The organism is Candidatus Eisenbacteria bacterium, assembly GCA_005893305.1.
In the GTDB taxonomy this organism is placed as follows: Bacteria; Eisenbacteria; RBG-16-71-46; order SZUA-252; family SZUA-252; genus WS-9.
On the sequence record VBOZ01000029.1, the window covers coordinates 58229 to 84812 of the forward strand.

Sequence of the window (26584 nt, forward strand, 5' to 3'; positions counted from 1 at the left end):
CTCGGTGCCGCTCAGCATGACACGCTGGCGACGCCTATGAAGATGGCCCTCGTCGCGGCCCGGGCGGCGTTGGAGGAGGACGATTGGGTGGTCGAGCCCTCGCGGGCGGCGGATCAACGATTGAGAACCAGGTGGAAGCCGATCCGCAACTTCATCTTCCGGCGCCTCTCAGGGAATGCGTTCGGCCGTTGCTTCGTTAACATGCAGCCCCTTCCCGGGGACAGCGTGCTGGTCACCTTTCAAGCAGGCCTGGCCACGAGGCGCGATATCGAGCATAGCCCCGTGAAAGCTCTCGCGGACGATTCCTACGCAACGGCAGCCCGCGATTGGCAGCGGGCGGTTCGGGAACTCCTGGCCGGCCGTCCGAGAGAGCGTAAGCCGGACCGGTAGGGATCAAGCCCGCCGTGGCCCTCGTGGCCGCCCTCCGTCGTAGTTCCCGCCTTGCCATCGACCCTCCTCGGGCCCAGACTGGCGTGCTGAAACTGGGAAGCTAGCCGTTGTGGGGACCTTTTCAGGGAGGCAAGCATGGCCGTTCAGATTGGAAACGCGGCTCTTCAGATCGGCAGCGTGGCCCCGGATTTCGAGGCTCAGACGACTGCGGGACCGATCCGCTTCCACGAGTGGATCGGAGATTCGTGGGCGGTGCTTTTCTCGCATCCCAAAGACTTCACCCCGGTTTGCACCACCGAGCTCGGCTACATGGCCAAGCTCAAGCCCGAATTCGACAAGCGAAACACGAAGGTCATCGGGCTGAGCGTGGATCCCGTGGACAATCACGTGAAGTGGTCGAACGACATCAAGGAGACACAAGGGTTCGCGCCGAATTACCCGATGATCGGCGACACCGATCTGGCCGTCTCCAAGCTCTACGGTATGTTGCCCGCGGACTTGGAGGGGTCATGCGACGGCAGAACCGCCGCCGATAACCAAACCGTTCGGAACGTGTACGTGATCGGACCCGACAAGAAGATCAAGCTGATGATCGCGTATCCCATGACGACCGGACGGAATTTCGATGAGGTCCTGCGCGTCATCGACTCGATGCAGCTGACCGCGAAGCACAAGGTCGCGACCCCGGTGAACTGGAAGCAGGGGGAGGACGTGATCATCGCGGGCTCGGTCTCGGACGATGATGCGAAGAAAACGTATCCGCAGGGATGGAAGGCGCCGAGGCCGTATCTCAGGATCGTGCCCCAGCCGAAGTCTTAGGAGACTACTCCTGCGACCCGTTTAGCTGGCGGGCGGCCATCAGGTGGCGCACGGCCTCCAGCCGCCGGCCGAGCGATTCCAGCAGCAATCCAATATTGCAGTGCGCGTCGGCAAAATCGGGATCGCGGAGAATCGCCTGGCGATAGGCGTGGACAGCTTCGTCCCGCCGTCCCACCTCCTCGAGCAGGACGCCGAGGTTGAAGTGCGGGGTGGGGTCGTCCGGATCGAGCCTCGCTGCCTCACGGTAGTGGGGCTCGGCGCGGCCCAGCTCGCCCGCGATGTGAAGCTGGCGGCCGAGATTGATGTGCGCGTCGGTCACGCGCGGGTCGATCTCGAGGGCGCGCTGATAGGCCTCGCGTGCCTGCTCGGGCGACGTCGCTTCCAGAGCGCAGCCGGCCTCGTACCATTGCTCGGCGGTGGGCCCAGGGTCATACGCGGAATCGCCCGGCGCGGCATCTTCACGGCCGACGGCGCCGATGGCGGCCCGCTCCACGATCTCGCTGGCCTCGAAGTTGAGGAGAAACTGACCCGAGTCCGGCTGCCAGCGAGAGCCGCCGTCCGAAGCAACTACCTCCTCTCCGTCCGTATGGATCGCGATGCTCGTGAGCGGAAGCCCGGCATCGAGCTGCTCGCGGAGAGAAGCCCAGATGCGACGGATCCGCCGCATCGGCACGCCCGATTGGAGGAGTCCCTTCGTGGTCCGGAGCAGGAGGAGGTCCCGGAAGCCGAACGAGAGGGGACCGACCGGCCCGCGTTGGGGCGCCAGAAATCCGGCGCGGGCCAGGGCGCGCAGGCGCGCTTCGGGCACTTCGAGGATGCGCGCCGCCTCGCGCAGGGAAAATCGCTGGTCCGACTGAGGCTCCGAGAGGCCGATCTCAGCGTCTACCCTCACCGGTCTGCCTCCCCTGGGTTCCGCGTCAGCGCTTGTTCCCCTGGACCCTCTTCTCGCGCGGGGCCGGCTCCGCCTTCTGCCGCGCCCGAGTGGCAGGCTTCTTCTGGAGGGTAGCCGCCTTCTTGGTGCCGGCGTCTTCAGCTCCCGAGCCGCGCTTGCCGAGGCTCTGCTTGAGAGCCTCCATCAGGTCGATCACCTGCGCGCGCTGCGCCTGCGGCGCGAGCGACGTCACTTCGCGCCCTTCGACCTTGGATTCGACGACCTGGAGGACGCGGGTCCGATACTCGTCGGAGTACTGCTCCGGACGGAACTTCTCGCTGGTGAGCTCGCCGACCAGCCGCTCCGCCAGGTCCAGCTCGCCGGGCTTGACCTTGGCGGCATCGCCCTTGTCCACCTCGCCGAAGTCCCGGATCTCATCGGCAAAGTACATCGTGTGCAGCATCAACCCGTCCTTCGCAGGGCGGATGAGCACCAGATTTTCCTTCCCCCGCATCACGAACTTGGCGAGCGCCACACGCTCGGACTTCTGCATGGCGTCGGTGAGCAGCCGGTACGCCTTCTCACCGCCCTTGTCCGGGCCCAGGTAGTAAGTCTTCTCGAAGTAGATCGGATCCACCTCGGCTAGCGGGACGAACTCCGCGATGTCGATCATCTTGTTTGTTTCTTCCTCGAGCGCCTTGAGCTCCTCTTCCGTGAATTGCACGTACTGGTCCTTAGCGAACTCGTAGCCCTTGACCAGCGCGCCTCGCTCGACGACCTCGTTGCAGGTGGGGCAGATCAGCTGCTGGCGGATGCGTCCGCCGCACTTCTGGTGGAGCTGGTTGAACGAAACGCCGGCCGAGGTGGCGGCCGAGTACATCTTGATCGGGATCGAAACCAGGCCGAAGGAGATCGTCCCCGACCCGATGGAGTGCAGCGGCATTTTATATCCCTCCAGATGGGGCAGTAGCGCCTAACGCTAGCACCGTGCTTTACTTTGCTCAACGCCTTATCCATCGGCCGATAAACCTTGGAACGTTAACCAGCCCCCATGTCGCCCCGCACCGGCGCTCCCGGTAAGTCTCGCCCCAGCAAGCCAAAAACCGGCGCCCTGAAGCCGAAAGCCCGCGGTGCCGCGAAGCCAAAGGCGTCCCCGACGCCGAAGCCCAAAGCCCCTCCAGCGCCTGCCCCGCTCGAGACCTATCGCCGCAAGCGGGACCCCGGCCGCACGACGGAGCCGTTCGGTGGCGTCTCGGCCGCCCGCGCTCCTTCCGTCGCGACGTCCGGCGGCCAAGCTTCGCGATTCGTCGTGCAGCAACACTGGGCGCGCAACATGCATTTCGATCTGCGGCTCGAGTTGGAGGGGGTGCTGAAGAGCTGGGCGGTGCCGAAGGGACCCTCGCTCCGCGCGGAGGAGAAAAGGCTCGCGGTGCACGTCGAGGACCACCCGATCGAATACGCGAACTTCGAGGGGGTGATCCCGGCCGGGAACTACGGCGCGGGCTCGGTGATCGTCTGGGACCGCGGCGGCTACGGCTCGTTCAAGCCCGAGGACATCCGCGAGCAATACGCGCGCGGGAAGCTCGAGCTGGAGCTGTTCGGTCACAAGCTCGGCGGGCGCTGGACGCTCGTTCGCATGAGCAAGAGCGAGAAGGACTGGCTGCTGCTGAAGAAGGCCGATAGCGCGGCCTCGGAGCAGGACGTGCTCGAGCGTTGGCCGCGCTCGGTGATCTCGGGCCTCACCGTCCAGGAGATGCGCGACGTGCCCGGCTGGACCGCCGCCCTGCGCGCCCGCGTCGACTCCCTGAAGGCCCCGCGCGGAGACCTGCGCGCCGACAAGGTTCAGCACATGCTGGCCACGTCGGCCGAGAAGCCCTTCTCGAGGGCGGGCTGGGTGTTCGAGATCAAGTACGACGGCGTGCGCGTGATCGCCGAGCGCCGCGGCGAGGAAGTGCGGATGCTCGGCCGGAGCGGCGAAGATATCACCGCGCGGTACCCCGAGATCGCCGCGGCGCTCCATGGGCTCACCGCGGAACACTTCGTGGTGGACGGCGAGATCGTGGCGTACGACGCGTCGGGTCGCCCGAGCTTCGGCCGTCTACAGAAGCGCATGCTGCTCTCGCGCCCGCACGACATCGCCGCTGCGATGGCGCGGGTTCCGGTGCGCGCGGTCTTCTTCGACTGCTTGGCGCTCGAGGGCCACGACCTGCGCAAGCTCCGGCTCCTCGACCGGAAGGAATGCCTCGCCCGCATCCTGCCGCCCGCCGGCATCGTCCAGGCGAGCGACCACATCGCGGAGCACGGCGAGGCGTTTTTCAATGCCGCATCCGAGATGGGGCTCGAGGGGATGATCGCGAAGCGCGCCGACAGCGCCTATACGGGCAAGCGATCGTCCGACTGGGTCAAGATCAAGTGCCAGCGCCGGCAGGAGTTCGTGATCGGCGGCTATGCCGAGCCGCGCGGCGGCGACCGGCATTTCGGCGCGTTGCACGTCGGCGTCTACGAAGGCGATCAGCTCCGGCACGTGACGCGCGTCGGGAGCGGCTTCGACGGGGCCATGCAAGACCATGTGTGGCAGCTTCTCCAGCCGCTGGCCCGCGCGGAGTCGCCCTTCGGCACGACGGGGCCGACCGGTCGCGGCAATCACTGGGTGGAGCCGAAGCTGGTGTGCGAAGTGCGCTTCACCGAGTGGACCGCGGACGGGGGCGTGCGCCATCCGATATTCATCGGGCTGCGTACCGACCGGAAGCCCGAGGAGATCCGGCGCGAGGGCGGGCCGGAGAGCGACGCCGCTCCGGAGCCGGACGATGCTGACTCCGGGACCGGCCCAGGCTCCTCCGCCGGTCCGCCGAGTGCGCCGACGCCGGCCGCCGAGCCGCGCGAGGTCCGCCTCTCCAATCTGCGCAAGGCGTTCTGGCCGGACGAGGGCTACACCAAGGGCGACCTCGTCGCCTACTACGACACGATCGCCCCGCTCATGTTGCCCTATCTGCGCGATCGGCCCGTGGTGCTCACCCGGTACCCGGACGGCATCAAAGGGAAGTCGTTCTTCCAGAAGGACGCCCCGGTGTTTGTCCCCGACTGGATGCGCATCGAATTGGTCTACTCCAAGGACTCCGATCGCGACATCCGCTTCTTCGTCCTCGACGATGAAGAGTCGCTCCGGTATGTGGCGAACCTGGGCACGATTCCAATCCACATGTGGAGCGCCCGGTCCGGCTCGCTCGAGCGCCCCGACTGGCTGGTGCTCGACCTCGATCCCAAGGGTGCGCCCTTCTCGCACGTCGTCGAGATCGCGCGAAGCCTGCATCGGCTGCTGGAAGAGCTGGAGCTGCCGAGCTACCCGAAGACATCGGGCCAGGCCGGGCTCCACATCCTGATCCCGCTGGGCCGGCGCTACACGCACGAGGAGTGCAAGACCTTCGCGCGCGTGCTTGCGTCGCTGGCGTTGGAGGCGAATCCCGAGATCGCCACGCTCGCGCGTCCTCTCCATGCACGCGGCGGCAAGGTCTACGTCGACTGGGGGCAGAACGGGCACGGCATCACCATCGTCGCGCCCTTCTCGCTCCGGCCCATCCCGGGCGCGCCGGCGTCGTGTCCGCTCCAGTGGAGCGAGGTGAACGGGAAGCTCGACCCCGCGAAATTCACGATCCGGACGCTGCCCAAGCGGTTCGAGAAGATGGAAGACCCGCTCGCGGGCGTGATGGGGAAAGGGGTCAACATCGGCGTCGCGATCGCGGCGATCGAGGAGCGATTGAAGCGCAAGGCGAAGCGGAAATGACGAAGGCCGCGCATCCCAGGAGCGCCGAGCCCGTCGGCGGCGCCATCCGCGTATCCGGAGGCATCGATGTCTCGACGCTGCTGCTCCAGCCAGCGCGGCAGACCGCCCTCTATGTGCTCGCCCACGGCGCGGGCGCCGGAATGCGGCACCCGTTCATGGAATCGATCGCGCAGCGCCTCGCCGCGCATGGAATCGGCACCCTGCGCTATCAGTTCCCCTACACGGAGCAGGGAAGCCGGCGGCCCGATCCCGAGCCGCTGCTGCTCGCCACCGTCCGCGCCGCGGTCGCGGCGGGGCGCGAGGCGGCGGGCACCCTCCCGCTCCTGGCCGGCGGCAAGTCGATGGGCGGACGCATGACTTCGCGGGCCGCCGCATCCGAGGCGCTTCCCGGAGTCGCGGGGGTAGTCTTTCTCGGGTTCCCGCTCCACCCGGCTGGGCAGCCCGGCGTCTCGCGCGCCGAGCACCTCGCGCGGGTCGACATTCCGATGCTGTTTCTCCAGGGAACCCGCGATACGCTTGCCGACCTCACGCTGCTGGGGCCGGTCGTCGAGCGACTGGGGGACCGCGCCACCCTGCGCGTGATCGAGCAGGCCGACCACTCGTTCCACGTCTTGAAGCGCAGCGGTCGGACCGATGAGCAGGTGTTGGACGAGCTGGCCATAGCGACGGCCGAATGGCGGGAGAGCCTGACGTGAGCGTTGACGTGCGGATCGGTACCAGCGGCTACTCCTATGCCGAGTGGAAGGGGAACTTCTACCCCGAGAAGATGGCCGCGAAGGACATGCTGCGCTTCTACGCCGAGCGCTTTCCCACGGTCGAGATCAACAACACCTTCTACCGGATGCCGAAAGAGGCGTTGCTTGCGGGCTGGGCCGAGCAGGTGCCGGAGAGCTTCACGTTCGTGATCAAGGCATCCAAGCGGATCACGCACGACAAGCGGCTCAAGGAGTGCGGCGAGCTGCTCGCGTATCTCTTCGGGGTCACGTCGACGCTGGGCTCGCGGCTCGGGCCGCTCCTGTTTCAGCTTCCCCCGAACTTCAAGAAGGACGTGCCGCGTCTCAAGAGCTTCTTCGAGGAGATGCCCGAGCGCCGGCGCGTGGCGGTCGAGTTCCGGCATGCATCCTGGTTCGATGACGAGGTCTACGAGACCCTGCGCGGCCAGCGCGCCGCGCTCTGCGTGGCGGACACGGGGGAAGAGCCCGCCGCCCCGCTCGTCGCTACCACCGATTGGGGGTATCTTCGCCTGCGGCGCGAGGACTTCAGCGACAAGGATCTGCGCGACTGGGCCCGGCGTATCCGCGAGCAGCCGTGGGGCGACGCGTACGTGTTCCTGAAGCACGAGGAAGAGGGGAAGGGCCCGAAGCTCGCGGCCCGGCTGACGGAGTTCTGCCGCGGGTAGGGTGGCCCGCGGAGATCGAGGCATGGACGCGCGGTGAAGCTCGAGACCGGCACCCTGAGGCTTTCGGCCACCGACCTCGCGAACCACCTCGCCTGCCGCCACCTGACCGGCCTGGATCGAGGTGTCGCCGAGGGCCGGTGGAAGCCGCCGGATTGGTTCAGGCCCGAGGCAGCCCTGCTCCGCGAGCGGGGCCTCGAGCACGAGCGCGCGTACCTCGCTCACCTCGAGCGGCAGGGACGGCGGATCACGCGCGTCGACGAGGAGATCGAAGGCCGGCGCGCGCTCGAGCTGACGGTCGCCGCGATGTACGCGGGAGCCGAGGTGATCGCGCAGGCGACGCTGGCGGTCGGGCGCTGGCTCGGACGGGCCGACATCCTGCTTCGCGTGGAGCGCCCGAGCGGGCTCGGCGCGTGGTCCTACGAGGCGCTCGACACGAAGCTGGCGCGTGAGACGAAGGCCGGCGCCGTCCTCCAGCTCTGCCTCTATTCGGAGCTCTTGGGCGAGATCCAGGGAGTCGTGCCGGAGCGCATGCACGTGGTGCCGCGGCGGCCCGACTTCCCGCTCGACACCTACCGCGTCGAGGATTACCTCGCCTACTACCGCCTCGTGCGCCGCCGCCTCGAAGCCGCGGTCGACGCGGTCGAGGGGAACGGCGCCACCACCTATCCCGATCCGGTGCCGCACTGCGAAATCTGCCGCTGGTGGCCGCGATGCGATCGGCAAAGGCGCGCCGACGACCATCTCTCGCTCGTGGCCGGGCTCTCGCGCCTTCAGGCGCGCGAGCTCAAATCCCGCGAGGTCACGACGCTCGCGGCACTCGCGGCGGAGCCGTTGCCCATTCGCTGGAAGCCGGCCCGCGGCGCCAAGGACGGCTACGGCCGCGTTCGGGAGCAGGCGCGCATCCAGCTCACCGGCCGGACCGAGCACCGACATCTGCACGAGCTCCTTCCCATAGCGCCGGGACGCGGGCTCGCCTGCCTGCCCGCTCCCTCGCCGGGCGACCTGTTCCTCGACCTCGAGGCCGATCCCTACGTCGACGAGGGCGGGCTTGAGTACCTCTTTGGTTGGGCTGTCGCGGACGATCCTCCGCCCGGGACGCTGGAGCTGGAAGTGCGTCCGCCCGTCTACCACAGCCGCTGGGCGCTCGACCGGGCGGCCGAGCGCCGCGGCTTCGAGACGCTGATGGACGCGATCATGGGTCGCTGGGCGCTCGACCCGAACATGCACGTCTATCACTACGGCGGGTACGAGACGGGGGCGATCAAGCGGTTGATGGGCCGACACGCCATGCGCGAGGCCGAAGTCGATCGCCTGCTGCGGGCGGGGCGCTTCGTGGATCTGCACGCCCTCGTGAAGCAGTCGTTGCGTGCGAGTGTCGAGGAATACTCCATCAAGAAGCTCGAGGCGTTCTACGGTTTCGAGCGCAAGCAGCCGCTCGAGGAAGCCGGCGCCGCCCTGCGCGTGATTCAGGGGAGCTTGGAGCTGGGCACGGCGGTCGCCGCGGAAGACGAGAGCGCGCGCATCGTGGAAGCCTACAACCGCGAGGACTGCCTTTCGGCTCGCGCCTTGCGCGACTGGCTCGAGGTCCTGCGCGCCGGCGCGGAGGCCGGCGGCGTCGAGATTCCGCGGCCGGCCGAGGAATCCGGCGACCCGAACGAGGCGATCGGCGATCGGGAGCGCCGCACGCTCGAGCTGGCGGGGCGACTCCTGGCCGGAGTACCTGTGGAGGCCGAGGAGCGTTCCGAGGAGCAGCAGGCGGTATGGCTTCTCGCCCACATGCTCGACTTTCATCGGCGCGAGGAGAAGGCGCCGTGGTGGGAGTACTACCGCCTGCGCGAGCTGCCGGACGAGGAGCTGCTCGACGAGACGTCGGCGCTCGCGGGACTCGAATTCGCCGAGCATCTCCCGGCGAGCGGCCGTACCGCGGTGGATCGATACCGTTTCCAGGCCCAGGAGACGAGGATCCGAGAAGGCGACAAGCTCCACCTGCCGCTCCCGGACGGGCGCCGGTTCGGCGAGGTGGAGAGGATCGATTTCGCGGCGCGCACGCTCGACGTGAAGAAGAACGCTGTGTGCGCCGCGCATCACCCGGCCAGCGTCTTCGCGCACGATACCAGGGCATCGAAGGTGCAGGCGGATTCGCTCCTGCGACTCGGCGACTGGGTGGCCGCGCACGGCATCGACGCGCCCGGCGAGTACCGGGCCGCGCGCGACCTGCTGCTCCGGCGCACGCCGCGGCTTACCGTTCCAGTGAAAGGGCCGCTCGAAATGCCTGGGGAAGGAGGCGTGCGCGCGGCGCGCCGGCTCGCGCTTCTTCTGGATCGCGGCACCCTCGCCGTTCAGGGTCCGCCCGGATCGGGCAAGACCTTTACCGGAGCCCGCATGATCTGCGACCTCGTCCGGGCGGGGAAACGGGTGGGAGTCTGCGCGGTGAGCCACAAGGTGATCGTGAATCTCTTGAAGGAGGTCGTGAAAGCCGCCGAGGAGGAGAACGTTTATGCCCCCTGTCTCCGCAAGGCGGAGGAGGATGCCGTAGGCGAACCCGGCATCGCGGTGACCGACGACAACGTCGCCGTTCTGGCCGCGCTTCGGACCGGCCAGGCTCGCGTCGCCGGCGGCACCGCGTGGCTGTGGGGCAGGAAAGAGTATTCCGAGTCCGTGGATGTCCTGTTCGTGGACGAGGCCGGGCAGATGTCCCTTGCGAACGTGCTCGCGATCGCCCCGTGCGCGAAGAGCCTGGTTCTGCTCGGCGATCCGCAGCAGCTCGAGCAGCCGATCCAGGGCTCTCATCCCGAAGGCACCGCGGTCTCGGCGCTCGAGCACGTCTTGGATGGCGCCCAGACGATCGCGGACGACCGCGGGCTCTTCCTCGAGGAGACCTGGCGGCTCCCGCCCGCCATATGCGGGCTCACGTCCGAGCTCTTTTACGAGCGACGGCTGCACCCGCGCGCGGGCGTCGAGCGGCAGGTGCTCCTCGGTGACGTTCCGTTCGCGGGCTCGGGGTTGTGGTTCGTTCCGGCCCGGCACGATGCGAATCAGGGTGCCAGCCCAGAGGAAGTGGAAATCGTCGCCGAGCTGGTGAGGACGCTGATGGAAGGCGGCGTTCGATGGCGCGATCGGGACGGCCGTGAGAGCCCGCTCGGCCTGGGCGACATCCTCGTGATCGCCCCCTATAACGCGCAGGTCGCCGACCTGACCGCGCGGCTTCCAGCTGGGGCGCGCGTCGGCACGGTGGATCGATTTCAGGGGCAGGAGGCGCCGATCGTGATCTACTCCATGACGACGTCGACGCCTGAGGACGCCCCGCGGGGCATGGAGTTCCTCTACAGCCCCAACCGCTTCAACGTGGCCACGTCGCGCGCGCAATGCGTTTGCATCGTGGTGGGAAGCCCGCGCCTCTTCGAGCCGGACTGCCAGAGCCCCAGACAGATGAAGCTCGCGAACGCCTTCTGCCGATTCCTGGAGGTGGCTCGGGAGGTGCGCATCGGTCCGCGGGCTGCTATTCTCTAGCCATGGCAAGATTCCTTGTTAAGACCGAGCCCTCGACCTACTCGTTTGACGACCTTCAACGCGACAAGCGCACGGTGTGGGACGGAGTGTCGAACCCGGTCGCCCTGAAGTACCTCGCCACGATCCGCAAGGGCGATACCGTGATCGTGTACCACACCGGGGACGAGAAGCAGGCCGTGGGGCTGGCGGTCGCGACCTCGGATGCCTACCCGGACCCCAAGCTCAAGGATCCAAAGCGGCCGGTGGTGGACCTCGCGGCCGAGAGAGGGTTGCCCCAGCCGGTGACGCTGGCGCAGGTGAAGGCCGACGTCGTGCTCAAGGGCACCGAGCTGGCGCGCCTGCCCCGGCTATCGGTCATGCCGTTCAGCGAAGCTCATTTTCGACGCCTGCTGAAGCTCTCGGGAGCGTAGGGGGCGGGGAGTCGGGTGGGTCGCATCTCACAACAGAAGGGGTAGCACGATGTGCAGGAACATCCGGACGTTGTTCAACTACTCGCCAACCGCTACGGATGAAGAGGTCCGCGCCTCCGCACTCCAGTTCGTCAGGAAGGTCAGCGGGTTTACCAAGCCGTCGCTCGCCAACCAGGCGGCATTCGACCGCGCCATCGATCAGGTCGCCCACGCCGCGCGAACGCTGCTCGATTCGCTGACCACCACGGCGCCCCCGAAAGACCGGGACACCGAAGCGGCCAAGGCCCGGATGCGCGCGGCCGAGAGGTTTGGAGCCGCGCGGGGCTGACTGGTGAATCGAGGATCTACTTCGCCAGATTAAAGAGCGGCGAAGGCACCCAGCCTTCGTTGCCCAGCTCGTCGGAGACCTTCCACCAGATGCCGTCCTTCTCGCCAGTCGGATAGAGCATCGTTCCGGCGTCGAGCTCGCGGACCACCTTCGATTTGTTGTCTGCCTTCTCGTACAACCTTCCGGGCTTTGCCATCGTGACGGACTGGGAAACATTGGCCGCCTTGGCGTCGGGCGTATTCTTCTGGACCTCCTCGATGAGCTTCTTGAATGCGTCGAGATAGGCCATCGCCACGACCTGTCCGATCTCGGTGTTCGCGTAGCTGCTCGCGCCCGCCGCGGCGAACGCTCCGAAGTAGCCTCCGCCTCCCGCGCCCCACCCGACGTTGGTCTTCTTCGCGTGCCCCTGCACGATGGCCACCTGCTCGGTCGAGCGCACGTCCGTCAACGTGAGCACCACGTCCGCGGTCTTGCTCTTCAAATTGACTCCGCCGACAACCGCGCCAACGCCGTGCCCAACCAATCCGCCAAGGGCCGCACCGAAGTGCTTGCCGCCCGAGTTGGCGTTCTTGTTCACGATGTCCGGAACCAACACGTAATCGGCGGCCTTCATCTGGCCTTTGCCTACGTTCGATCCCACGCGCATCTCACCACCCGAAGCGAGCGCGCGCTCCTTCTCGGCGGCAGCCAGGCCCTTGCCGCGATCGAGCAGCGTGAAGCATTTGCACTCGTTGGCATATACCTTGATCAGGGCTTCCGGGGATTCCAGGTTGTATGCGAGCCACCACTTCGTCTCCGGCTCGAGCACGGACATGGTCCCGATCTTCTTGTCGCAAGTTGGAATCTGGGGTCCTTCCTCGTCTTTGGCGAGGGCCGGGGAATTTGTTGCCGCCAGGGAGAATGCTAAAAGAAGCGGAGCGAGGAAGCGGGCCTGCGAGCTGAACCGGATCATGTCGATACCCCCCGTGATTGAAGCGCTGTCCATCCGCAGCCCGGCCATGCGGCGCGAGCCTCAAGAGCGATAAAGCGGCGAACTCAGCGTGGTATGCTCACGCGATACCCGGAGGGTGTCAATGTCAGACTACGTCCGCTGGGAGCGCGGATGAGTGTGATTCGAGGGGATTGGGGGGACCAGGGGCCCCAGCGTGAGGCCGGGGCCCTGGCGATCAATTCAGCGGTGCTAGCTCAACGATGGTTCGACACGCTCAGCTGCGTGGCGCTTGAATCAGGCGCGGAGCTGGCCCGCGTGTTCGCGGCCTGCGGCTCGCTTGGCCGTGGCGCCGGCGCTTGAGGCTGATGCTCTTCCGCCGGGATCGGTTGACCGATGGCCGCAAGGACTTTCAGCTTCACGTCTTGAACCCCCGCGAAGCCGGCGAGCGCATCCGGTCCCATAAGGAGACTCCATCCGGCCGCGACCGCAGCCGCCAGCGCCAACAGCATCGCCAGCCTGCCGGCTCGAGCGCCTCGCCGGAGCGAGCGCAAATCTCGCTCGGTGATGCTCGCGGCCTCATCGAGGTCGACCCGACCTTCCCAATTGTCTCTCATGAACCATTCCTCCCTTCTCGTGGGGCGACCGCGCCATGTTGACAGAACGCGGCCGCGGCATGATCTCAATAGACTCAAGCTGCGTGCCAGCGGCGCAGGTGACGGTGGGGAAGGTGGGCCGAACCGTAAACCCGGCTGAGATTTGGGGCAACGCGCGATGAGTGTGTGTTAGAGGTCTCCTGTCCGGGAATCTACGGCCCTCAACTGTACCGGAGATGACCAGGGCGACCGAGATGGGACACTGAAAGGAGCGTCAATGCAACTGGGCATGATCGGGCTCGGTCGGATGGGGGCCAACATGGTTCGGCGGCTGACTCGCGCCGGACACGAATGCGTGGTGTTCGATCGATCGCGAGAGGCGGTCCAGGGCTTGGAGCGGGAAGGCGCCGCCGGCGCCCGGTCGCTCGATGACTTCATGAAGAAGCTCGCGGCGCCGCGCACCGTTTGGATGATGCTCCCGGCGGCCGTGGTGGACGGAGCGATCGGCGAGTTGGCACCGCATTTGAATCGAGCCGACATCATCGTGGACGGAGGAAACTCGTACTACATCGATGACCTCCGCCGATCGAAGGATCTGGCGGCGAAGGGAATTCACTATGTCGACGTCGGCACGAGCGGCGGGGTCTGGGGCCTGGAGCGGGGGTATTGCCTGATGATCGGTGGAGAGCCCGCGCCGGTGAAGCATCTCGATCCGTTGTTCGAGGCGCTCGCACCCGGCATCGGGTCGGCGCCCCGCACGCCGGGTCGCGCGGCAAAGGGAAGCACCGCGGAGCAAGGCTACCTTCACTGCGGCCCGAGCGGCGCCGGCCACTTCGTCAAGATGGTCCATAACGGGATCGAGTATGGCCTCATGGCCGCGCTGGCCGAGGGACTCAATATCCTGCACCACGCCGACGCCGGACGGCACAAACAGGAGCACGATGCGGAGACCGCGCCCCTCCGGGAGCCGGAGCGCTACCGTTACGATTTCAACGTGGGGGAGATCTCGGAGTTGTGGCGGCGGGGGAGCGTCGTCGCCTCGTGGCTGCTCGATCTGACGGCCTCCGCGCTGGCCGAGGACTCAGGCCTCGCCAAATTCTCGGGTCGCGTCTCGGATTCGGGCGAAGGCCGGTGGACGATTCACGCGGCGATCGACGAGGGCGTGCCTGCTCCCGTGCTCTCCATGGCGCTCTACCAGCGCTTCTCCTCTCAGGGCGCTGCGGACTACGCCGACAAGCTTCTCTCCGCGATGCGCGCGGCATTCGGCGGCCACCAGGAGAAGGCGTGAGCCACGCAAAGGCGGACGCGCTGGTGCTCTTCGGAGTCACGGGCGATCTTGCGTACAAGAAGATTTTCCCCGCGCTGCAGCGCATGGTCCGCTCCGGAATCCTCGATGTGCCCGTGATCGGTGTCGCGCGGGGTGGCTGGACACTCGACCGCCTGCGGGAACGGATGCGCGAGAGCGCCGAGGAGCATGGCGGCGTGGACCCGGAGGCGTTTCCCCGACTGATGAAGCTGCTTCGCTACGTCGAGGGGGACTACTCCGATCCTTCGACGTTCGAGTCACTGCGCGCGGCGCTCGGGGCCGCCAAGGCACCACTCCACTACATGGCCATTCCTCCCGAGCTGTTCGAGGAGGTTGTGAGACAGCTCGAACACTCGGGTTGTCGCACGGGAGCCCGTCTCGTCCTCGAGAAGCCGTTCGGCAGAGATCTCGCCTCGGCGCGACGGCTCAATGCCGTCCTTCACAGATGCTTCGGCGAGCGGGACATTTTCCGGATTGACCATTACCTCGCCAAGGACTCGGTCCAGAACCTGATCTTCTTCCGCTTCGCGAACACGTTCCTGGAGCCGATCTGGAATCGCCTCTACGTCGAGTCTGTCCAGATCACGATGGCCGAGAACTTCGGCATCGGCGGCCGCGGAGCTTTCTACGACAAGACGGGGGCGATTCGCGACGTGATCCAGAATCACCTCCTCCAGATCTTGTCGAACGTGGCCATGGAGCCGCCGCCGGGCAACCAGGACACGGAGCGACTTCGCGACGAGAAGGTCAAGGTGCTGAAATCGATTTCCCCGCTCGAGCCCGGGCATGTGGTCCGCGGTCAATTCCGGAACTACCGCGCCGAGGCGGGAGTCGCGCCCGATTCGACTATGGAAACGTTCGCGGCCGTTCGGCTCGAGGTGAATTCGTGGCGCTGGCAGGGGGTGCCGTTCTTCATCCGTGCCGGCAAGTACATGCCCGTCACCTTGACCGAGGTCGTGGCGAAGCTGCGCCGCCCACCGCCGATCGTCCAAGGGGTCGATCTCACCTCCAATCACGTCCGCTTCCGGTTGAGCCCCGAATTCATCATCGCCCTAGGTGCGACGGTGCGCGAATCCGGCCACAAGACCGCCTTTCGAGACGTGGAGCTTGTGGCGACGCACGAGCAGGACGGCACCGAGAGCGATCCCTACGAAGAGCTGCTCGGGGACGCCATCATGGGAGAGACGTTCCGTTTCGCGCGGCAGGACTACGTGGAGGAGGCCTGGCGCATCGTCGACCCGGCGCTCCTCGGCGATCCGCCGGTGCGCGAATACGAACGCGGCACGTGGGGACCGAAGGAAGCTGAGACGCTCGTTCCCGGCGGCTGGTTTCAGTGACGGTCGAAGTCCTGGCGGACGCCGAGGCTGTCGCTCGCCGGGCGGCGGATGTGATCGCGGAAGTGGCACGGGCTTCGGTCGCCGCTCGAGGCCGATTTCTGTTCGCGACGAGCGGCGGAGAGACTCCCCGGCGCATGCTTCAGCTTCTCGCGAAGGAAGACATTCCTTGGTCCGACGTGCATCTCTTTCAGGTCGACGAGCGGGTGGCGCCGGCCGGGAGCCCCGATCGCAATCTGACGCAGCTGCTTGAAAATCTGGTCGCGCGCATTGAGCTCCCCCCCGGGCACCTCCACGCGATGCCGGTCGAGGAGACGGATCTGGAATCCGCGGCGAAGCGCTACGCCGCCACGCTTCAGGAAGTCGCAGGCAATCCCGCGACGCTTGACCTCGTGCATCTCGGGCTCGGGGCCGACGGTCACACTGCCTCGCTTGTTCCAGGCGACCCCGCGCTCGAAATTGACGACGCCGATGTCGCGGTGTCGGCTCCGTATCAGGGGTACCGGCGCATGACCCTTACCCTGCCGGCCTTGAATCGGGGCCTGCGCGTCCTCTGGGTCGTCACCGGAGCAGGGAAGGCGGAGGCTCTCGCGCGCCTGCGCCGCGGCGATCGCTTGATTCCAGCGGGCCGCGTTCGGGGCGATCGCACGGTGGTCGTAACGGACACCCCCTAACCTCTCTCTCACGCGCCTCTTGGCGCCTTGCCGCGAATAAGGTGGCACCGCGCAAATTATTGAGATATCTTATCTTATGTAGTCAGATTCAAGATTCACATCCACCCAGCCGAAGTTGCCTGCCAGACACCGCGGGTGGCGCCTCAGGCCGGCCCTGGAATCCAAGCAGGACGGTCGATCCCCGTGAAGGCGGAAATCCCGCGATTACGGGTCCAAACGGCAGAAGGCCTGCGCTTTGTAGAACCAAGTTCTGGAGCGCCCGCAATCGAATCGGCCCGCGTCGCACCCCTCCCTACACCAGTCCAATCGCCATCGGGGCAACGCCCCGCCAGCATCCGCCGCCATGAACGGGCATTGTTCCGATCGTTCGCGTGTGCGGTCGGCTTGGACTAGGAAGGAATCGCATCGTGTCCCTCAAGATGAGCGAGTTTCACGGAATTGAACCGAGCCAGGTCACCACGCTTGGCGTCGCCGGCATCGAGAACACCGATGACCTGATGAAGATCTGGAGCGACAAGGAGAAGCGTGCGGGCCTTGTGGCCAGCACGGGTATTGCAGAGGAGAACTTCATGAGGTTCGCGGCCATGGCTCGCCTTGGGCGCGTGAAGGGGATGGCTCTGCAGCACCTCGACGTCCTCGTCGCCGCCGGAATCGACGGACCGAAGCGACTCTTCAAGTACACGCCGGAGACGCTGGTGAAGCATCTGGGCGAGGTGGCGGCCGAGAAGAAGCTGGCGGGCCCGATCCCAACGCTTCAAGAGATCACGTCCTGGTTTGATAACCCGAAGCCGGAAGCGAACGGGAGACCGGCCTCGAGCCCAACACCCGAAGGGAGCCCAGCGTGACCTACAAGATGAGCGAGTTTCAGGGCATCAATCCGGAACAAGTCGAGAAGCTCCGGGAAGCCGGCATCGAGAACTCGGACGACATGATGCGCGTGTGGGCCGATCAGCCCAAGCGTATCGCGCTCGCGACGCAGACGGGCATCGCTCTTGACCACTTCACGGACCTGGTTGGGATGTCGAGACTCGCGCGCGTGAAGAACGTGGGACCGAAGTACGTTGGCGTGCTCGTGGCCGCGGGAATCGACGGTCCGAGGAGTCTCTTCGAGCACACGCCGGAATCGCTGGTGAAGCGCCTGGGCGAGGTTGCCACGGAGAAGAATCTAACGAGCCCGGTGCCGACGCTGGAGCAGGTCAGGCCGTGGTTCACGGATCAGATCTCGGCAGCCACTGCCGCAAAGTAGCGCGGCGGTGGGGGAGGCGCCGCCTTAGCGACATCTCGATCGAAAGAAGCGCCTCCCTTCTCAATCTCGGCCACGACCGAAAGATCGTGGCCGAGTTCATTTTGCTCGCTTGATCGCCGGAGGCTCGCCAACGCGATACAGGTTGAACGATCGCTCCGACCCCGTCAGGGTTGCTACCCATGAGCCTCGACGACCAGGAACGAGCCCGAGTCCTGACGCTGCTCCGGGCATACGGATGGAACGCAACTTCGTTCCAGGTTCTTGAGCCCGGATTTCGCTACTGGTTCGACGGGGAAGACGCGTGCGTCGGGTACGTCGATACCGGCAAGGCGTGGGTCGTCGCCGGCGCGCCCATCGCGCCGCGCGAGCGCCTCCGGGACGTCGCCCAATCGTTCTCAGCACTCGCCTCCACGGCCGGCAAGCGCGTGGCATTCTTCGGCACGGAGTCGCGCTTCCAGGAAGCGGTCGGATGGCACGGCCTGCGAATCGGAGATCAACCGGTGTGGGCCCCCGAGGACTGGGACGCGACCCTCCAGCGCAGCCGCTCGCTTCGCGAGCAGCTTCGCCGCGCACGCGCGAAGGGGGTGAAGGTCCGGAGGCTCGACGCGGTCGAGCTCTCCCCCGGGCATCCGATGCGAGATCGGGTCGACGCCCTTATCGCACGGTGGCTTCACACGCGCCCGATGGCCCCGATGGGATTCCTCGTTCAGGTGCACCCGTATACGTTTCCCGAGGAGCGGCACTCCTTCGTGGCCCAGCTCGGGGAGCGCGTGGTGGGCTTTCTCGGTGTCATTCCCATCTACGCGCGGGGCGGATGGTTCTTCGAGGATTTTCTGAGCGACCCGATCGCCCCGAACGGCACGGTCGAGCTGCTGATCGACGCGGGGATGCGAGCGGCCGCGGCGAATGGGATTCCCTACGCGACGCTGGGACTCGTGCCCCTCGTGGGCGAAGTCGGTGTCCGCATTCGCGCCGTCCGCCGCTGGGGCATGCTGCTGTTCGACTTCGACGGGCTGCGCGCATTCAAGGGGAGATTCAGGCCCCGCGCCTGGGATCCGATCTACCTCTCCTATCCGCCGGGGGGATCGAGCTGGGGCGCCATCATCGACGCCCTGACCGCGTTTTCGAGGGGCGGGCTCTTGGCGTTCGGCGCGCAGACGTTGCTACGAGGGCCCGCCATCGCCATACGCGTGCTCGCGGTCCTTCTGGCGCCTTGGACGCTTCTGCTATCACTGCCCGTGAGCCGGGCGTGGTTTCCGTCCGAGGCCTCCCGGTGGGGATGGGTGATCTTCGATATCGCGGTGTGCGTCGCCCTGTATCGGTTGAGCGAGCGGTGGAACCGACGGCTTGCGACCGTGCTCGCGACCGCGATTGCGCTCGACGCCGTCCTCACCCTGTTCCAGGCTGTGTTCTACGATCTTCCCCGACACCATACGCCGTTGGACCTCGGGGTGATCCTCGTCGCAGTGATGGCGCCCACGGCCGCGACGATCCTCTTGTGGATCGGCCGCGCCCATCGAGGTTCGGTGGGTGGCTAGGGAACCGACGCTCCACTATGGAAGACGCTCCAGTGAGGTTCGCGCCGGAGAGGAACCGGTGCTACTATTCGTCCTCCATGACCCTCGCCTCGATGTTCCGACCCGGGCGCCTCTCTCTGGCAGCCCTGGCCGCAGTCATCTTGGCTGCTGCGCTGGCCCGGACCGCGTGCGCCACGCCCTCCACGACCTTCTGGGCCCCATCCACGCCGTTTGTACAGCCGCTCGGAGTGCTTCACGTGACGTACGACACCTATTTCGGGTCGAAGGCGGCCTATCCCATCGACCTGGGGCTAACCATGGGAGTGCTTCCGGGGAAGCGTCTCCAGTCCGAGATTGGCTTCGACTTGCTCTACCCAAGCATCGCGGGATCCAGTGCGATCGACCTGCCCCTCGTCCTCAATGCGAAAGTGGGGGCTCCCGAGGATACGTACTTCAAGGGCCAGCCGGGATGGTCGGCCGGGATCTTCGGAGCGGGCCTCAAGAAGGGATTCAATGACCAGAACGTGCTGGGCGCCATGATCGGGAAGACGCTGCCGCGATTCGGAGCGGCCTCGATCGGCGGGTATTACGCTCTGAACAAGGATCTGTTCCGCTCGGCCAGCGGGAAGGCGGAGCGGAGCGGCTTGATGGCGGGCTGGCTGTCGCCCCCCATCGATGTGCCACGCATCGACAAGATCGTCCTGGCCTGGGACCTCCAGACCGGAAAGAATGCCCTCGGCGCGACCGGGGGCGGCGCCTACCTGTATTTCACGCCGGCGATTGACCTCCTGATCGGCCCCGTCTTCTTCTTCGAGGATGAGCTGCAGCCCGGCGCCTCGAAGTCGCTCTGGACCGCGCAGCTCGACGTCGATCTGGATCTGTTGGCGGGCAGCAAGAAATGAAGTCCGGCAACCTAGTTCGGCCCATTTGACCTAGGAGGGAAGCTCCGTGCTGCGACTCGACACCGGTAATACCGCCTTCATGCTCCTGTGCAGCAGCCTCGTGATGCTCATGACCCCCGGCCTCGCCTTCTTCTACGGCGGGCTGGTCGGCCGCAAGAACGTGCTGGCGATCATGATTCAGAGCTTCGTCTCGCTCTGCTGGACCACGGTGATCTGGTTCGTCTGCGGCTACTCCCTTTGTTTCTCCGGCGACGTCGGCGGCGTGATCGGCAACTTGGACATGGCCTTCATGCGCGGCGTCAATCTGATGACGCCCTCGCCCAACGACAGCATCCCGCTGATCGTGCACATCGCCTACCAGATGATGTTCGCGATCATCACCCCCGCTCTCATCACGGGGGCCTTCGCCAACCGCGTGACCTTCAAGGCGTACTTCATCTTTCTCACGCTTTGGCTGCTCTTCGTGTACTTCCCGTTCGTGCACATGGTTTGGGGCGGTGGCCTGCTCGCGAAGTGGGGCGTTCTGGACTTCGCCGGCGGCATCGTGGTGCACAACATCGCGGGCATCGCGGCGCTCGCTTCGGTACTCTACGTCGGGCGGCGCCGCGTGCAGGACAAGGGTCCGCACAGCATTCCGCTTGTGGCGCTCGGCACGGGGCTTCTCTGGTTCGGCTGGTACGGATTCAACGCCGGCAGCGAATTCCGGGTCGACGCCGTGAGCGCAACCGCCTTCCTCAATACCGACCTCGCCGCTTCATTCGCGGGGATGGCGTGGTTCGCGGTCGAATGGATGTCGGGAGCGAAACCGAAATTCCTGGGACTCCTCACCGGCTCCGTGGCCGGGCTGGCCACAATCACGCCCGCCGCGGGCTTTGTCTCCCCCGCCAGCGCGGCGATCATCGGCATCGTTTCGGGCGTGGTTTGCTTCTACGCCGTGGCGCTCAAGAACAAGCTCCACTGGGACGATGCGCTCGACGTGTGGGGGGTGCACGGCGTGGGCGGCTTCATCGGCATTGTCATGCTCGGCATCTTCGCGACCAAGGCCTACAACCCTGCGGGCACCAACGGGCTTCTCGCGGGCAATCCTGTGTTCTTCGTGAAGCAGTGCGTCGCCGTGCTGCTGTCGTCGGTGTGGGCCTTCGCCTTCACGCTCGGCATGCTCTGGCTGATCGACCGGGTCACCCCGGTCAAGGTGGGGGCAGGTGCCGAGGAAGTCGGCCTCGACGAGGCGCTCCACGGCGAGACGGCATACGAGGCGCTGTAGGGGTGACGCTGACCCGCGGCACTTGGCTTGGACCGTACGAGATCGTCGGACCTCTGGGCGCCGGAGGCATGGGCGAGGTCTACCGCGCGCGCGACACGCGGCTCGGGCGAGACGTCGCGATCAAGGCGCTGCCGCCCGCGTTCGCCGCGGACCCGGCGCGGCTCTCCCGCTTCCGACGCGAGGCTCAGACGCTCGCTTCCTTGAATCATCCGAACATCGCGGCGATCTACGGGCTCGAGGAGACCGCCGGCACGCCCCATCTCGTCCTCGAGCTGGTCGAAGGCGAGACGCTGGCCGCGCGCTTGGCGCGCGGGGCGCTGCCGCAGGGCGAGGCGCTGGCGCTGGGCATCCAGATCGCGGGCGCGATCGAGGCGGCCCACGAGCGCGGCATCGTCCATCGCGATCTGAAACCGGGGAACGTCATGATCAACCCTGGGGGAATGGCGAAGGTGCTCGACTTCGGACTCGCGAAAAGCGATCCGGGGCCGGCGAGCGGGACCATGCTCTCCGATTCGCCGACGCTCTCGGAGCATCCGGCGACGGTGGCCGGCGTGATCCTCGGCACAGCGGCCTATATGAGCCCCGAACAGGCGCGCGGCAAGCCGGTAGATCGGCGCACCGACGTCTGGTCGTTCGGCTGCGTGCTCTACGAGTGCTTTGCTGGGCGCCCAGCCTTTGCCGGCGAGACCGCGTCGGATCTGATCGCGCGAATCCTCGAGCGTGAGCCCGATTGGGCGACGATGCCGGCCGGCTCGCCGCCGAGGATCCGCGAGATTCTGCGACGCTGCCTGCGCAAGAACGCCGACGAGCGGCCGCGCGACATTCGGGACGTGCGACTCGAGCTGTCCGACATCGCCTCGGGGAGCGGAAAGGCCGCGGCGGGCCGCGAGAAATCGATCGCGGTGCTGCCGTTCGAAAACCAGAGCGGGGCCGACGACGAATTCTTCGCCGACGGCGTCACGGACGAAATCCTGAACGCGCTCGCGCAGGTCGAGGGCCTGCGCGTGGCGGCGCGCGCGTCGTGCTTCGCGTTCAAAGGCCGGAGGGAGGACCTCCGGGCGATCGGCGAGAAGCTCGATGTGACCACGGTGCTCGAAGGGACGGTTCGCAGGGCGGGCCCGCGGCTGCGCATCACCGTGCAGCTCGCCAACGCCGCCGACGGCTACCAACTCTGGTCGGAGCGCTACGATCGCGAGATGACGGACGTCTTCGCGGTGCAGGACGAGATCGCGAGCGCCATCGCCACCCGACTGCGCGGGACCATGCATGCGGAAGCGGACCGGAGCCGCGCGCGGGGCGGCACCGAGAACCTCGAGGCGTACGAGCTGGTGCTGCGGGGCCGCGCCCTGCTGATCAAGCGTGGCCGGTTCATGCTGCAGGCGATCGCGCTCTTCGAGAAGGCGATCTCAATCGATCCGCGCTACGCGGAGCCCCTGGCGTCGCTGTCCGATTCCTACCGCCTGATGGGCACATTCGGTGTCGCCCCGTTTGCCGAGGTCATGTCGAAGTCGAAGGACCTCGCCGAGCGGGCCCTGGCGATCGATCCGAGGCTTGTTGAAGCCTGGGCGACGCTGGCGGCCGTGGAAGAGCAATACGATCGCAACTTCGCGCGCTCCGACTCGCTGTACGAGCGGGCGCTGGAGTATGAGCCGCGCAACGCGACCACGCGCGCCCAGTGGGCGCTGTGGAGGGCGATCCGCGGCGTGATGCCGGACGAAACAGCCATTGCTGAGCTTCGCCGTGCCGTTCACGACGATCCGCTCAACCCCTGGGTCGGTAGCATGCATTCCTACCTTCTCGGCATCACAGGAAGACATACGGAATCGACCGCTGAGGCGGAACGGTCGATGGGACTCGACGAGGAATCGTTCTTCGCCCGCTGGAATCTGATGCGCGCCCATGCATGGGCCGGCCGCTACGACCGCGCCATCAGGGAGGCGCCGGCATTGCTGGGGGATTCGGGTCGCCATCACTGGGCGCTCGGTCTGCTTGCGTGGACGTACGGTCGGGCGGACCGCGCGGGCCAGGCGCGCGCATGCTATGACGAGTTGGAGGGGCGCTCGCGCCACGAGTTCGTGTCGCCCTGCTGGCTCTCCGTCGCGGCTGGCTGCGCGGACCTCGAGGAGCCGGCGATTCGCTGGGCGGAGCGCGCCGTGGCTGAACGCGATCCGCTGCTGCTCTGGTCCCGCAGGCTCCCGTTTTGGGAGTACCATCGGGAGCGTCCTCAATTCAAAGAGGTCATGCGGGACGTGTGGGAGTGAGCCGCCGCCCCGGATAAGGAATCTTGTGATCGAGATCGCGCAAATCCGAGCTGCCGCCGAGCGAATCCGCGGGCGGATTCATCGCACGCCGATACTCTCCGCCTCGTCGATCGGGGAGCGAGCCGGTGTGTCGCTTCGGCTTAAATGCGAAAACTTCCAGAAGACCGGCTCGTTCAAACCCCGCGGCGCGCTGAACAAAATCCTGACGCTCTCTCGTGAGGAGCGCGCGAAGGGCCTCGTCACCGTATCGGCGGGGAATCACGCGCAGGCGGTCGCGTGGGCGGCGCGGCAGGATAAGGCACCGGCCGTCGTCGTGATGCCGACCGGAGCTTCGCAGTCCAAGCTGGACGCCGTTCGAGGGTACGGCGCCGAGGTGATTCTCCACGGCGACAGGGCCACTCTCTTCGACAGGGTCCACGAAGTCGAGCGCGAGCGAGGCGCGATATTCGTGCACCCCTTTGACGATCCGGTCGTGGTTGCCGGGGCGGGGACGGCCGGGCTCGAGATCGCGGAGGATGCTCCAGATATCGGTGCCGTTATCGTTCCCGTGGGAGGGGGCGGTCTCATGAGCGGGATCGCGTGCGCGGTCGCCGCCATGATTCCCAGGGCGAAAGTCTACGCCGTCGAGCTCCAGGCGGGCCCGGGTCTAGGACCAGCCCTTGCGGCGGGGAAGCCGGTTCCGGTACCGCGTCCGATGGACACGCTCGCCGATGGGATGTGTCCACCTTTCGTTGGTGAGATCGCGGTCGAGGTCGCGCGCCGTTTCGTGCACGAGATCATCGTCGTTTCCGAGGAAGAGATCATCGAGGCGATGCGGCTTCTCTTTACGCGCGCGAAGCTCTACGTGGAAGGCTCCGGTGCCGCGGCCGTCGCGGCGCTCCTCAGCGGAAGGATTCGGCTCCCCAGAGGGGTGCCGGTCGTTGCGTTGGTTTCTGGGGGGAACGTGGACCCGGCTCGCGCGATCGCCGTGCTCAGCGAGGAAACGCCTCCGGAAGGCCGCCGTCCACGGTGATGATGTCTCCGGTGGTATAGCGGAATCGCTCGCTCGCCAGCAGCGCCGCTAGGTCGGCGACGGTCTCAGCCGGTATGAGCGATACGCCCATGACGTTGCGCCTGCGGTACGCCTCCAGTTGATCCTCGACTGAAACGCCCCGCATGGCGGCCCGCTCTTTGACGAACTTCAAGAAGAGCGGCGTCTCGATCTGATCTGCGTTGATGGCGTTCACTCGAATGCCGTCGCCGCCCAGCTCGACGGCGGCGACCCGCATCGCCTGGAGCAGCGCTGCCTTGCTCCCACCATACGCCGCGGCGTCCCGGCCCGGCGCCATGGCGGCCTTCGATACCGACGCGACGATCGAGCCACCCAGCTGCTGGCGTCGCATGACGGACGCAGCCGACCCCATCGCCAGAACGGCGCCAATGTAATGGACATTGAGCTGATGCTGAAGATCCTCGCGCCGGATCTCGGTCACGCCCGCGAATCGGGGCGCCTGGCCCGCCGTGTAGAACAGGCTATCGAGACCGCCGAACTCGAATACCGTTCGCCGCACCAAGCGCGCGAGACTCTCGTCGTCCCGGACGTCCAGCGCGACACCAATGGCGCGGCCCGGGTACGTTGTCTTGATCCCGGCCGCTACCGCCTCGGCGGACCCGCCGTCGAGGTCAGCGACCACGACGTGCGCGCCTTCCTCGACGAAACGCCGGGCCGCAGCCTGTCCGATCCCGCTCCCGCCGCCGATCACAACCGCTATGTGGCGGGGGAGCAGCAACGAGGCTTTCTCTTTGGCGTCCTGTTCGTCAACCTTCCGCCGCTCGAGAGGCCAGTGCTCGAACTCGAAGACGTCCGCCTCGGAAAGGAACCGGAACGCGTCGATCGCCTCCGCGTTCGCGATCGTCTCGAGCACGGCCCGATAACACAGATTCGCCGTGACGGCGCTCCGCTTGTCCCGGGACGCGGTGATCATCCCGAGACCTGGTGCAAGCACGACCTTTGCCCAGTCGTCGAGCGGAGCCTCGCCATTGGTGGCGTGCCGCGCGTGATAGTCCTCGTATTCCTTCCGCTGCCGCCCGAGCTGAGAGCGGACCACCGCGGCCGTCTCCTCCGGGGGTGCGGTCGGATCGAGGTCCAGCCACGCGGGAAGCGCCCCGGCACGCAGGATGTGTTCCGGCGTCGCCATCCCGCGGCGGGCGAGCGCGGGGAGGCCTTTGTTCGCGAGAGCGGTCAGGACATCGTCGGAGTCGTCGAAATGCAGGATGACGCGGTTCGTCGATCCAAGGGCGCCGCGAACGACGGGAAGCACGAGCTCGGCGGCGCGCCGGCGAACGTCCACCGATGGGGTCGGGACCAGCTCGGCTCGCGGCGCGGTCCGACTGCGTCGCTTCGAGAGCAGGTAGTCCTCGATCACGTTCACGGCGCGGAGCAATCGCGCGTAGCACTCCCGCGAATCCTCCCCCCACACGACCAGGCCGTGATGTGCGAGCGCGAGCCCGATGGCCCCGCGCGGCAGCCGATCCACGATGCCGCTGACCGCTCGGGCCAGGGGGAACCCCGGGCGCACGTACGGCACGTATACGATTTCTCCCGCGAACAGCTCGGCAACGAGTCGCTGCGCGACAGCATCCCCCACGTTGGTGAGGCTCATCGTCGGGACGTCGTGGGTGTGCGCGATGACCCGATGGGGGAGGAGCGAGTGAAGCGGCGTCTCCACGCTCGGCGCGGGCCCTTCAGCCAGCATCGCGCGCGCCATGAATTTCATCATTTCGGCGTCGTGCATCGTCTCGATAGTCCGCAGCGTAGCCAGGGCCGCCAGCGACAGGCGCGTGAATCCCTCCGGCCCGACCGTGCGCAAATCGGTGCCGCTTCCCTTGACCAGCAACGCATCCCCTACCTTGATCGACGTGTTACCACCGCCGGGCTGCACCAGGCGGGGTTCTTGTCCGATGAGGTTCGAGAGGTAGACGAGCTGCGCGAGGTCGTCCGCGCCGGGCGCGGGCCCGGCACCCCAACGATCGTCGATTCGCGCGGAGACGCTGTGTGCGACCATGCTT

Annotated in this window: 23 protein-coding genes; 18 read left to right on the forward strand and 5 right to left on the reverse strand. The window is 66.7% G+C overall.

The window, feature by feature from the left end; genetic code table 11:
- The first annotated feature begins 36 nt into the window (after positions 1-36).
- Positions 37-390 (forward strand): hypothetical protein, encoded by a 354-nt coding sequence (locus E6K79_08925; GenBank protein ID TMQ63760.1) that lies wholly within the window; start codon positions 37-39, stop codon positions 388-390.
- 135 nt (positions 391-525) lie between these two features.
- Positions 526-1209 carry a peroxiredoxin gene (locus tag E6K79_08930; protein ID TMQ63761.1) on the forward strand — a complete coding sequence of 228 codons (684 nt, stop codon included), beginning with the start codon at positions 526-528 and terminating at the stop codon, positions 1207-1209.
- Positions 1210-1213: 4 nt separating this feature from the next.
- Here E6K79_08930 and E6K79_08935 read toward each other — a convergent pair whose 3' ends face one another.
- Both E6K79_08935 and E6K79_08940 read right to left on the reverse strand, forming a co-directional pair.
- Complete coding sequence (locus E6K79_08935; GenBank protein ID TMQ63762.1) at positions 1214-2101, reverse strand: tetratricopeptide repeat protein; 888 nt, start codon at positions 2099-2101, stop codon at positions 1214-1216.
- A gap of 25 nt (positions 2102-2126) precedes the next feature.
- Positions 2127-3023 (reverse strand): Ku protein, encoded by an 897-nt coding sequence (locus E6K79_08940; GenBank protein ID TMQ63763.1) that lies wholly within the window; start codon positions 3021-3023, stop codon positions 2127-2129.
- Between the two features lie 108 nt (positions 3024-3131).
- On the opposite strand from E6K79_08940, the gene ligD reads away from it, so the two are divergent.
- The 6 genes from ligD to E6K79_08970 are packed head-to-tail and all read left to right on the forward strand — an operon-like array spanning position 3132 to position 11508.
- A complete protein-coding gene (gene ligD, locus E6K79_08945; protein ID TMQ63764.1) occupies positions 3132-5861 on the forward strand; it encodes a DNA ligase D in 2730 nt (909 codons plus the stop codon).
- Positions 5858-6556, forward strand: a complete 699-nt coding sequence (locus E6K79_08950) for an alpha/beta hydrolase (GenBank protein ID TMQ63765.1) — start codon at positions 5858-5860, stop codon at positions 6554-6556. Before ligD ends, E6K79_08950 begins: the two co-directional genes overlap by 4 nt.
- Complete coding sequence (locus E6K79_08955; GenBank protein ID TMQ63766.1) at positions 6535-7260, forward strand: DUF72 domain-containing protein; 726 nt, start codon at positions 6535-6537, stop codon at positions 7258-7260. Before E6K79_08950 ends, E6K79_08955 begins: the two co-directional genes overlap by 22 nt.
- Positions 7261-7293: 33 nt before the next feature.
- Positions 7294-10770 (forward strand): TM0106 family RecB-like putative nuclease, encoded by a 3477-nt coding sequence (locus E6K79_08960; protein ID TMQ63767.1) that lies wholly within the window; start codon positions 7294-7296, stop codon positions 10768-10770.
- A gap of 2 nt (positions 10771-10772) precedes the next feature.
- Positions 10773-11180: an EVE domain-containing protein gene (locus tag E6K79_08965; GenBank protein ID TMQ63768.1), complete on the forward strand. Its 408-nt coding sequence runs from the start codon at positions 10773-10775 to the stop codon at positions 11178-11180.
- Between the two features lie 49 nt (positions 11181-11229).
- Positions 11230-11508, forward strand: a complete 279-nt coding sequence (locus tag E6K79_08970; protein TMQ63769.1) for a DUF2277 domain-containing protein — start codon at positions 11230-11232, stop codon at positions 11506-11508.
- 16 nt (positions 11509-11524) lie between these two features.
- Here E6K79_08970 and E6K79_08975 read toward each other — a convergent pair whose 3' ends face one another.
- Together E6K79_08975 and E6K79_08980 are read right to left on the reverse strand one after the other, a co-directional pair.
- Complete coding sequence (locus tag E6K79_08975) at positions 11525-12460, reverse strand: SH3 domain-containing protein (protein ID TMQ63903.1); 936 nt, start codon at positions 12458-12460, stop codon at positions 11525-11527.
- A gap of 233 nt (positions 12461-12693) precedes the next feature.
- On the reverse strand, positions 12694-13053 hold the full coding sequence (locus tag E6K79_08980; GenBank protein TMQ63770.1) for a hypothetical protein: 360 nt from the start codon (positions 13051-13053) through the stop codon (positions 12694-12696).
- Between the two features lie 256 nt (positions 13054-13309).
- On the opposite strand from E6K79_08980, the gene gnd reads away from it, so the two are divergent.
- The 10 genes from gnd to E6K79_09030 all read left to right on the forward strand — a co-directional run bounded on the left by gnd (position 13310) and on the right by E6K79_09030 (position 24548).
- On the forward strand, positions 13310-14320 hold the full coding sequence (gnd, locus tag E6K79_08985; protein ID TMQ63771.1) for a decarboxylating 6-phosphogluconate dehydrogenase: 1011 nt from the start codon (positions 13310-13312) through the stop codon (positions 14318-14320).
- The gene (zwf, locus tag E6K79_08990) at positions 14317-15675 is read left to right on the forward strand and encodes a glucose-6-phosphate dehydrogenase (GenBank protein TMQ63772.1); all 1359 of its coding nucleotides are present in this window, start codon (positions 14317-14319) and stop codon (positions 15673-15675) included. The genes gnd and zwf overlap by 4 nt, the downstream gene beginning before the upstream one ends.
- Positions 15663-16346 (forward strand): 6-phosphogluconolactonase, encoded by a 684-nt coding sequence (gene pgl, locus E6K79_08995; GenBank protein ID TMQ63773.1) that lies wholly within the window; start codon positions 15663-15665, stop codon positions 16344-16346. Before zwf ends, pgl begins: the two co-directional genes overlap by 13 nt.
- A gap of 407 nt (positions 16347-16753) precedes the next feature.
- A complete protein-coding gene (locus E6K79_09000) occupies positions 16754-17191 on the forward strand; it encodes a DUF4332 domain-containing protein (protein ID TMQ63774.1) in 438 nt (145 codons plus the stop codon).
- The gene (locus tag E6K79_09005) at positions 17188-17592 is read left to right on the forward strand and encodes a DUF4332 domain-containing protein (protein TMQ63775.1); all 405 of its coding nucleotides are present in this window, start codon (positions 17188-17190) and stop codon (positions 17590-17592) included. The genes E6K79_09000 and E6K79_09005 overlap by 4 nt, the downstream gene beginning before the upstream one ends.
- 179 nt (positions 17593-17771) lie before the next feature.
- Positions 17772-19130 carry a DUF2156 domain-containing protein gene (locus E6K79_09010; protein TMQ63776.1) on the forward strand — a complete coding sequence of 453 codons (1359 nt, stop codon included), beginning with the start codon at positions 17772-17774 and terminating at the stop codon, positions 19128-19130.
- Positions 19131-19162: 32 nt separating this feature from the next.
- Positions 19163-20011: a hypothetical protein gene (locus E6K79_09015; GenBank protein TMQ63777.1), complete on the forward strand. Its 849-nt coding sequence runs from the start codon at positions 19163-19165 to the stop codon at positions 20009-20011.
- Positions 20012-20060: 49 nt separating this feature from the next.
- A complete protein-coding gene (locus E6K79_09020; protein ID TMQ63904.1) occupies positions 20061-21275 on the forward strand; it encodes an ammonium transporter in 1215 nt (404 codons plus the stop codon).
- Positions 21276-21277: 2 nt separating this feature from the next.
- Positions 21278-23536, forward strand: a complete 2259-nt coding sequence (locus tag E6K79_09025) for a hypothetical protein (GenBank protein TMQ63778.1) — start codon at positions 21278-21280, stop codon at positions 23534-23536.
- On the forward strand, positions 23316-24548 hold the full coding sequence (locus E6K79_09030; GenBank protein ID TMQ63779.1) for a pyridoxal-phosphate dependent enzyme: 1233 nt from the start codon (positions 23316-23318) through the stop codon (positions 24546-24548). The genes E6K79_09025 and E6K79_09030 overlap by 221 nt, the downstream gene beginning before the upstream one ends.
- Here E6K79_09030 and E6K79_09035 read toward each other — a convergent pair.
- Positions 24508-26580, reverse strand: coding sequence for an SDR family oxidoreductase (locus E6K79_09035; protein TMQ63780.1), 2073 nt, complete (start codon positions 26578-26580; stop codon positions 24508-24510). The genes E6K79_09030 and E6K79_09035 overlap by 41 nt on opposite strands.
- Between the last annotated feature and the right edge of the window lie 4 nt (positions 26581-26584).

Coding starts and splice junctions, on each gene's coding strand:
- E6K79_08925 (TMQ63760.1), top strand. CDS start 37: ATGAAGATGGCCCTCGTCGCGGCCCGGGCGGCGTTGGAGGAGGACGAT.
- E6K79_08930 (TMQ63761.1), top strand. CDS start 526: ATGGCCGTTCAGATTGGAAACGCGGCTCTTCAGATCGGCAGCGTGGCC.
- E6K79_08940 (TMQ63763.1), bottom strand. CDS start 3,023: ATGCCGCTGCACTCCATCGGGTCGGGGACGATCTCCTTCGGCCTGGTT.
- ligD (TMQ63764.1), top strand. CDS start 3,132: ATGTCGCCCCGCACCGGCGCTCCCGGTAAGTCTCGCCCCAGCAAGCCA.
- E6K79_08950 (TMQ63765.1), top strand. CDS start 5,858: ATGACGAAGGCCGCGCATCCCAGGAGCGCCGAGCCCGTCGGCGGCGCC.
- E6K79_08955 (TMQ63766.1), top strand. CDS start 6,535: ATGGCGGGAGAGCCTGACGTGAGCGTTGACGTGCGGATCGGTACCAGC.
- E6K79_08965 (TMQ63768.1), top strand. CDS start 10,773: ATGGCAAGATTCCTTGTTAAGACCGAGCCCTCGACCTACTCGTTTGAC.
- E6K79_08970 (TMQ63769.1), top strand. CDS start 11,230: ATGTGCAGGAACATCCGGACGTTGTTCAACTACTCGCCAACCGCTACG.
- E6K79_08975 (TMQ63903.1), bottom strand. CDS start 12,460: ATGATCCGGTTCAGCTCGCAGGCCCGCTTCCTCGCTCCGCTTCTTTTA.
- E6K79_08980 (TMQ63770.1), bottom strand. CDS start 13,053: ATGAGAGACAATTGGGAAGGTCGGGTCGACCTCGATGAGGCCGCGAGC.
- gnd (TMQ63771.1), top strand. CDS start 13,310: ATGCAACTGGGCATGATCGGGCTCGGTCGGATGGGGGCCAACATGGTT.
- E6K79_09010 (TMQ63776.1), top strand. CDS start 17,772: ATGAGCCTCGACGACCAGGAACGAGCCCGAGTCCTGACGCTGCTCCGG.
- E6K79_09030 (TMQ63779.1), top strand. CDS start 23,316: ATGACGAGTTGGAGGGGCGCTCGCGCCACGAGTTCGTGTCGCCCTGCT.
- E6K79_09035 (TMQ63780.1), bottom strand. CDS start 26,580: ATGGTCGCACACAGCGTCTCCGCGCGAATCGACGATCGTTGGGGTGCC.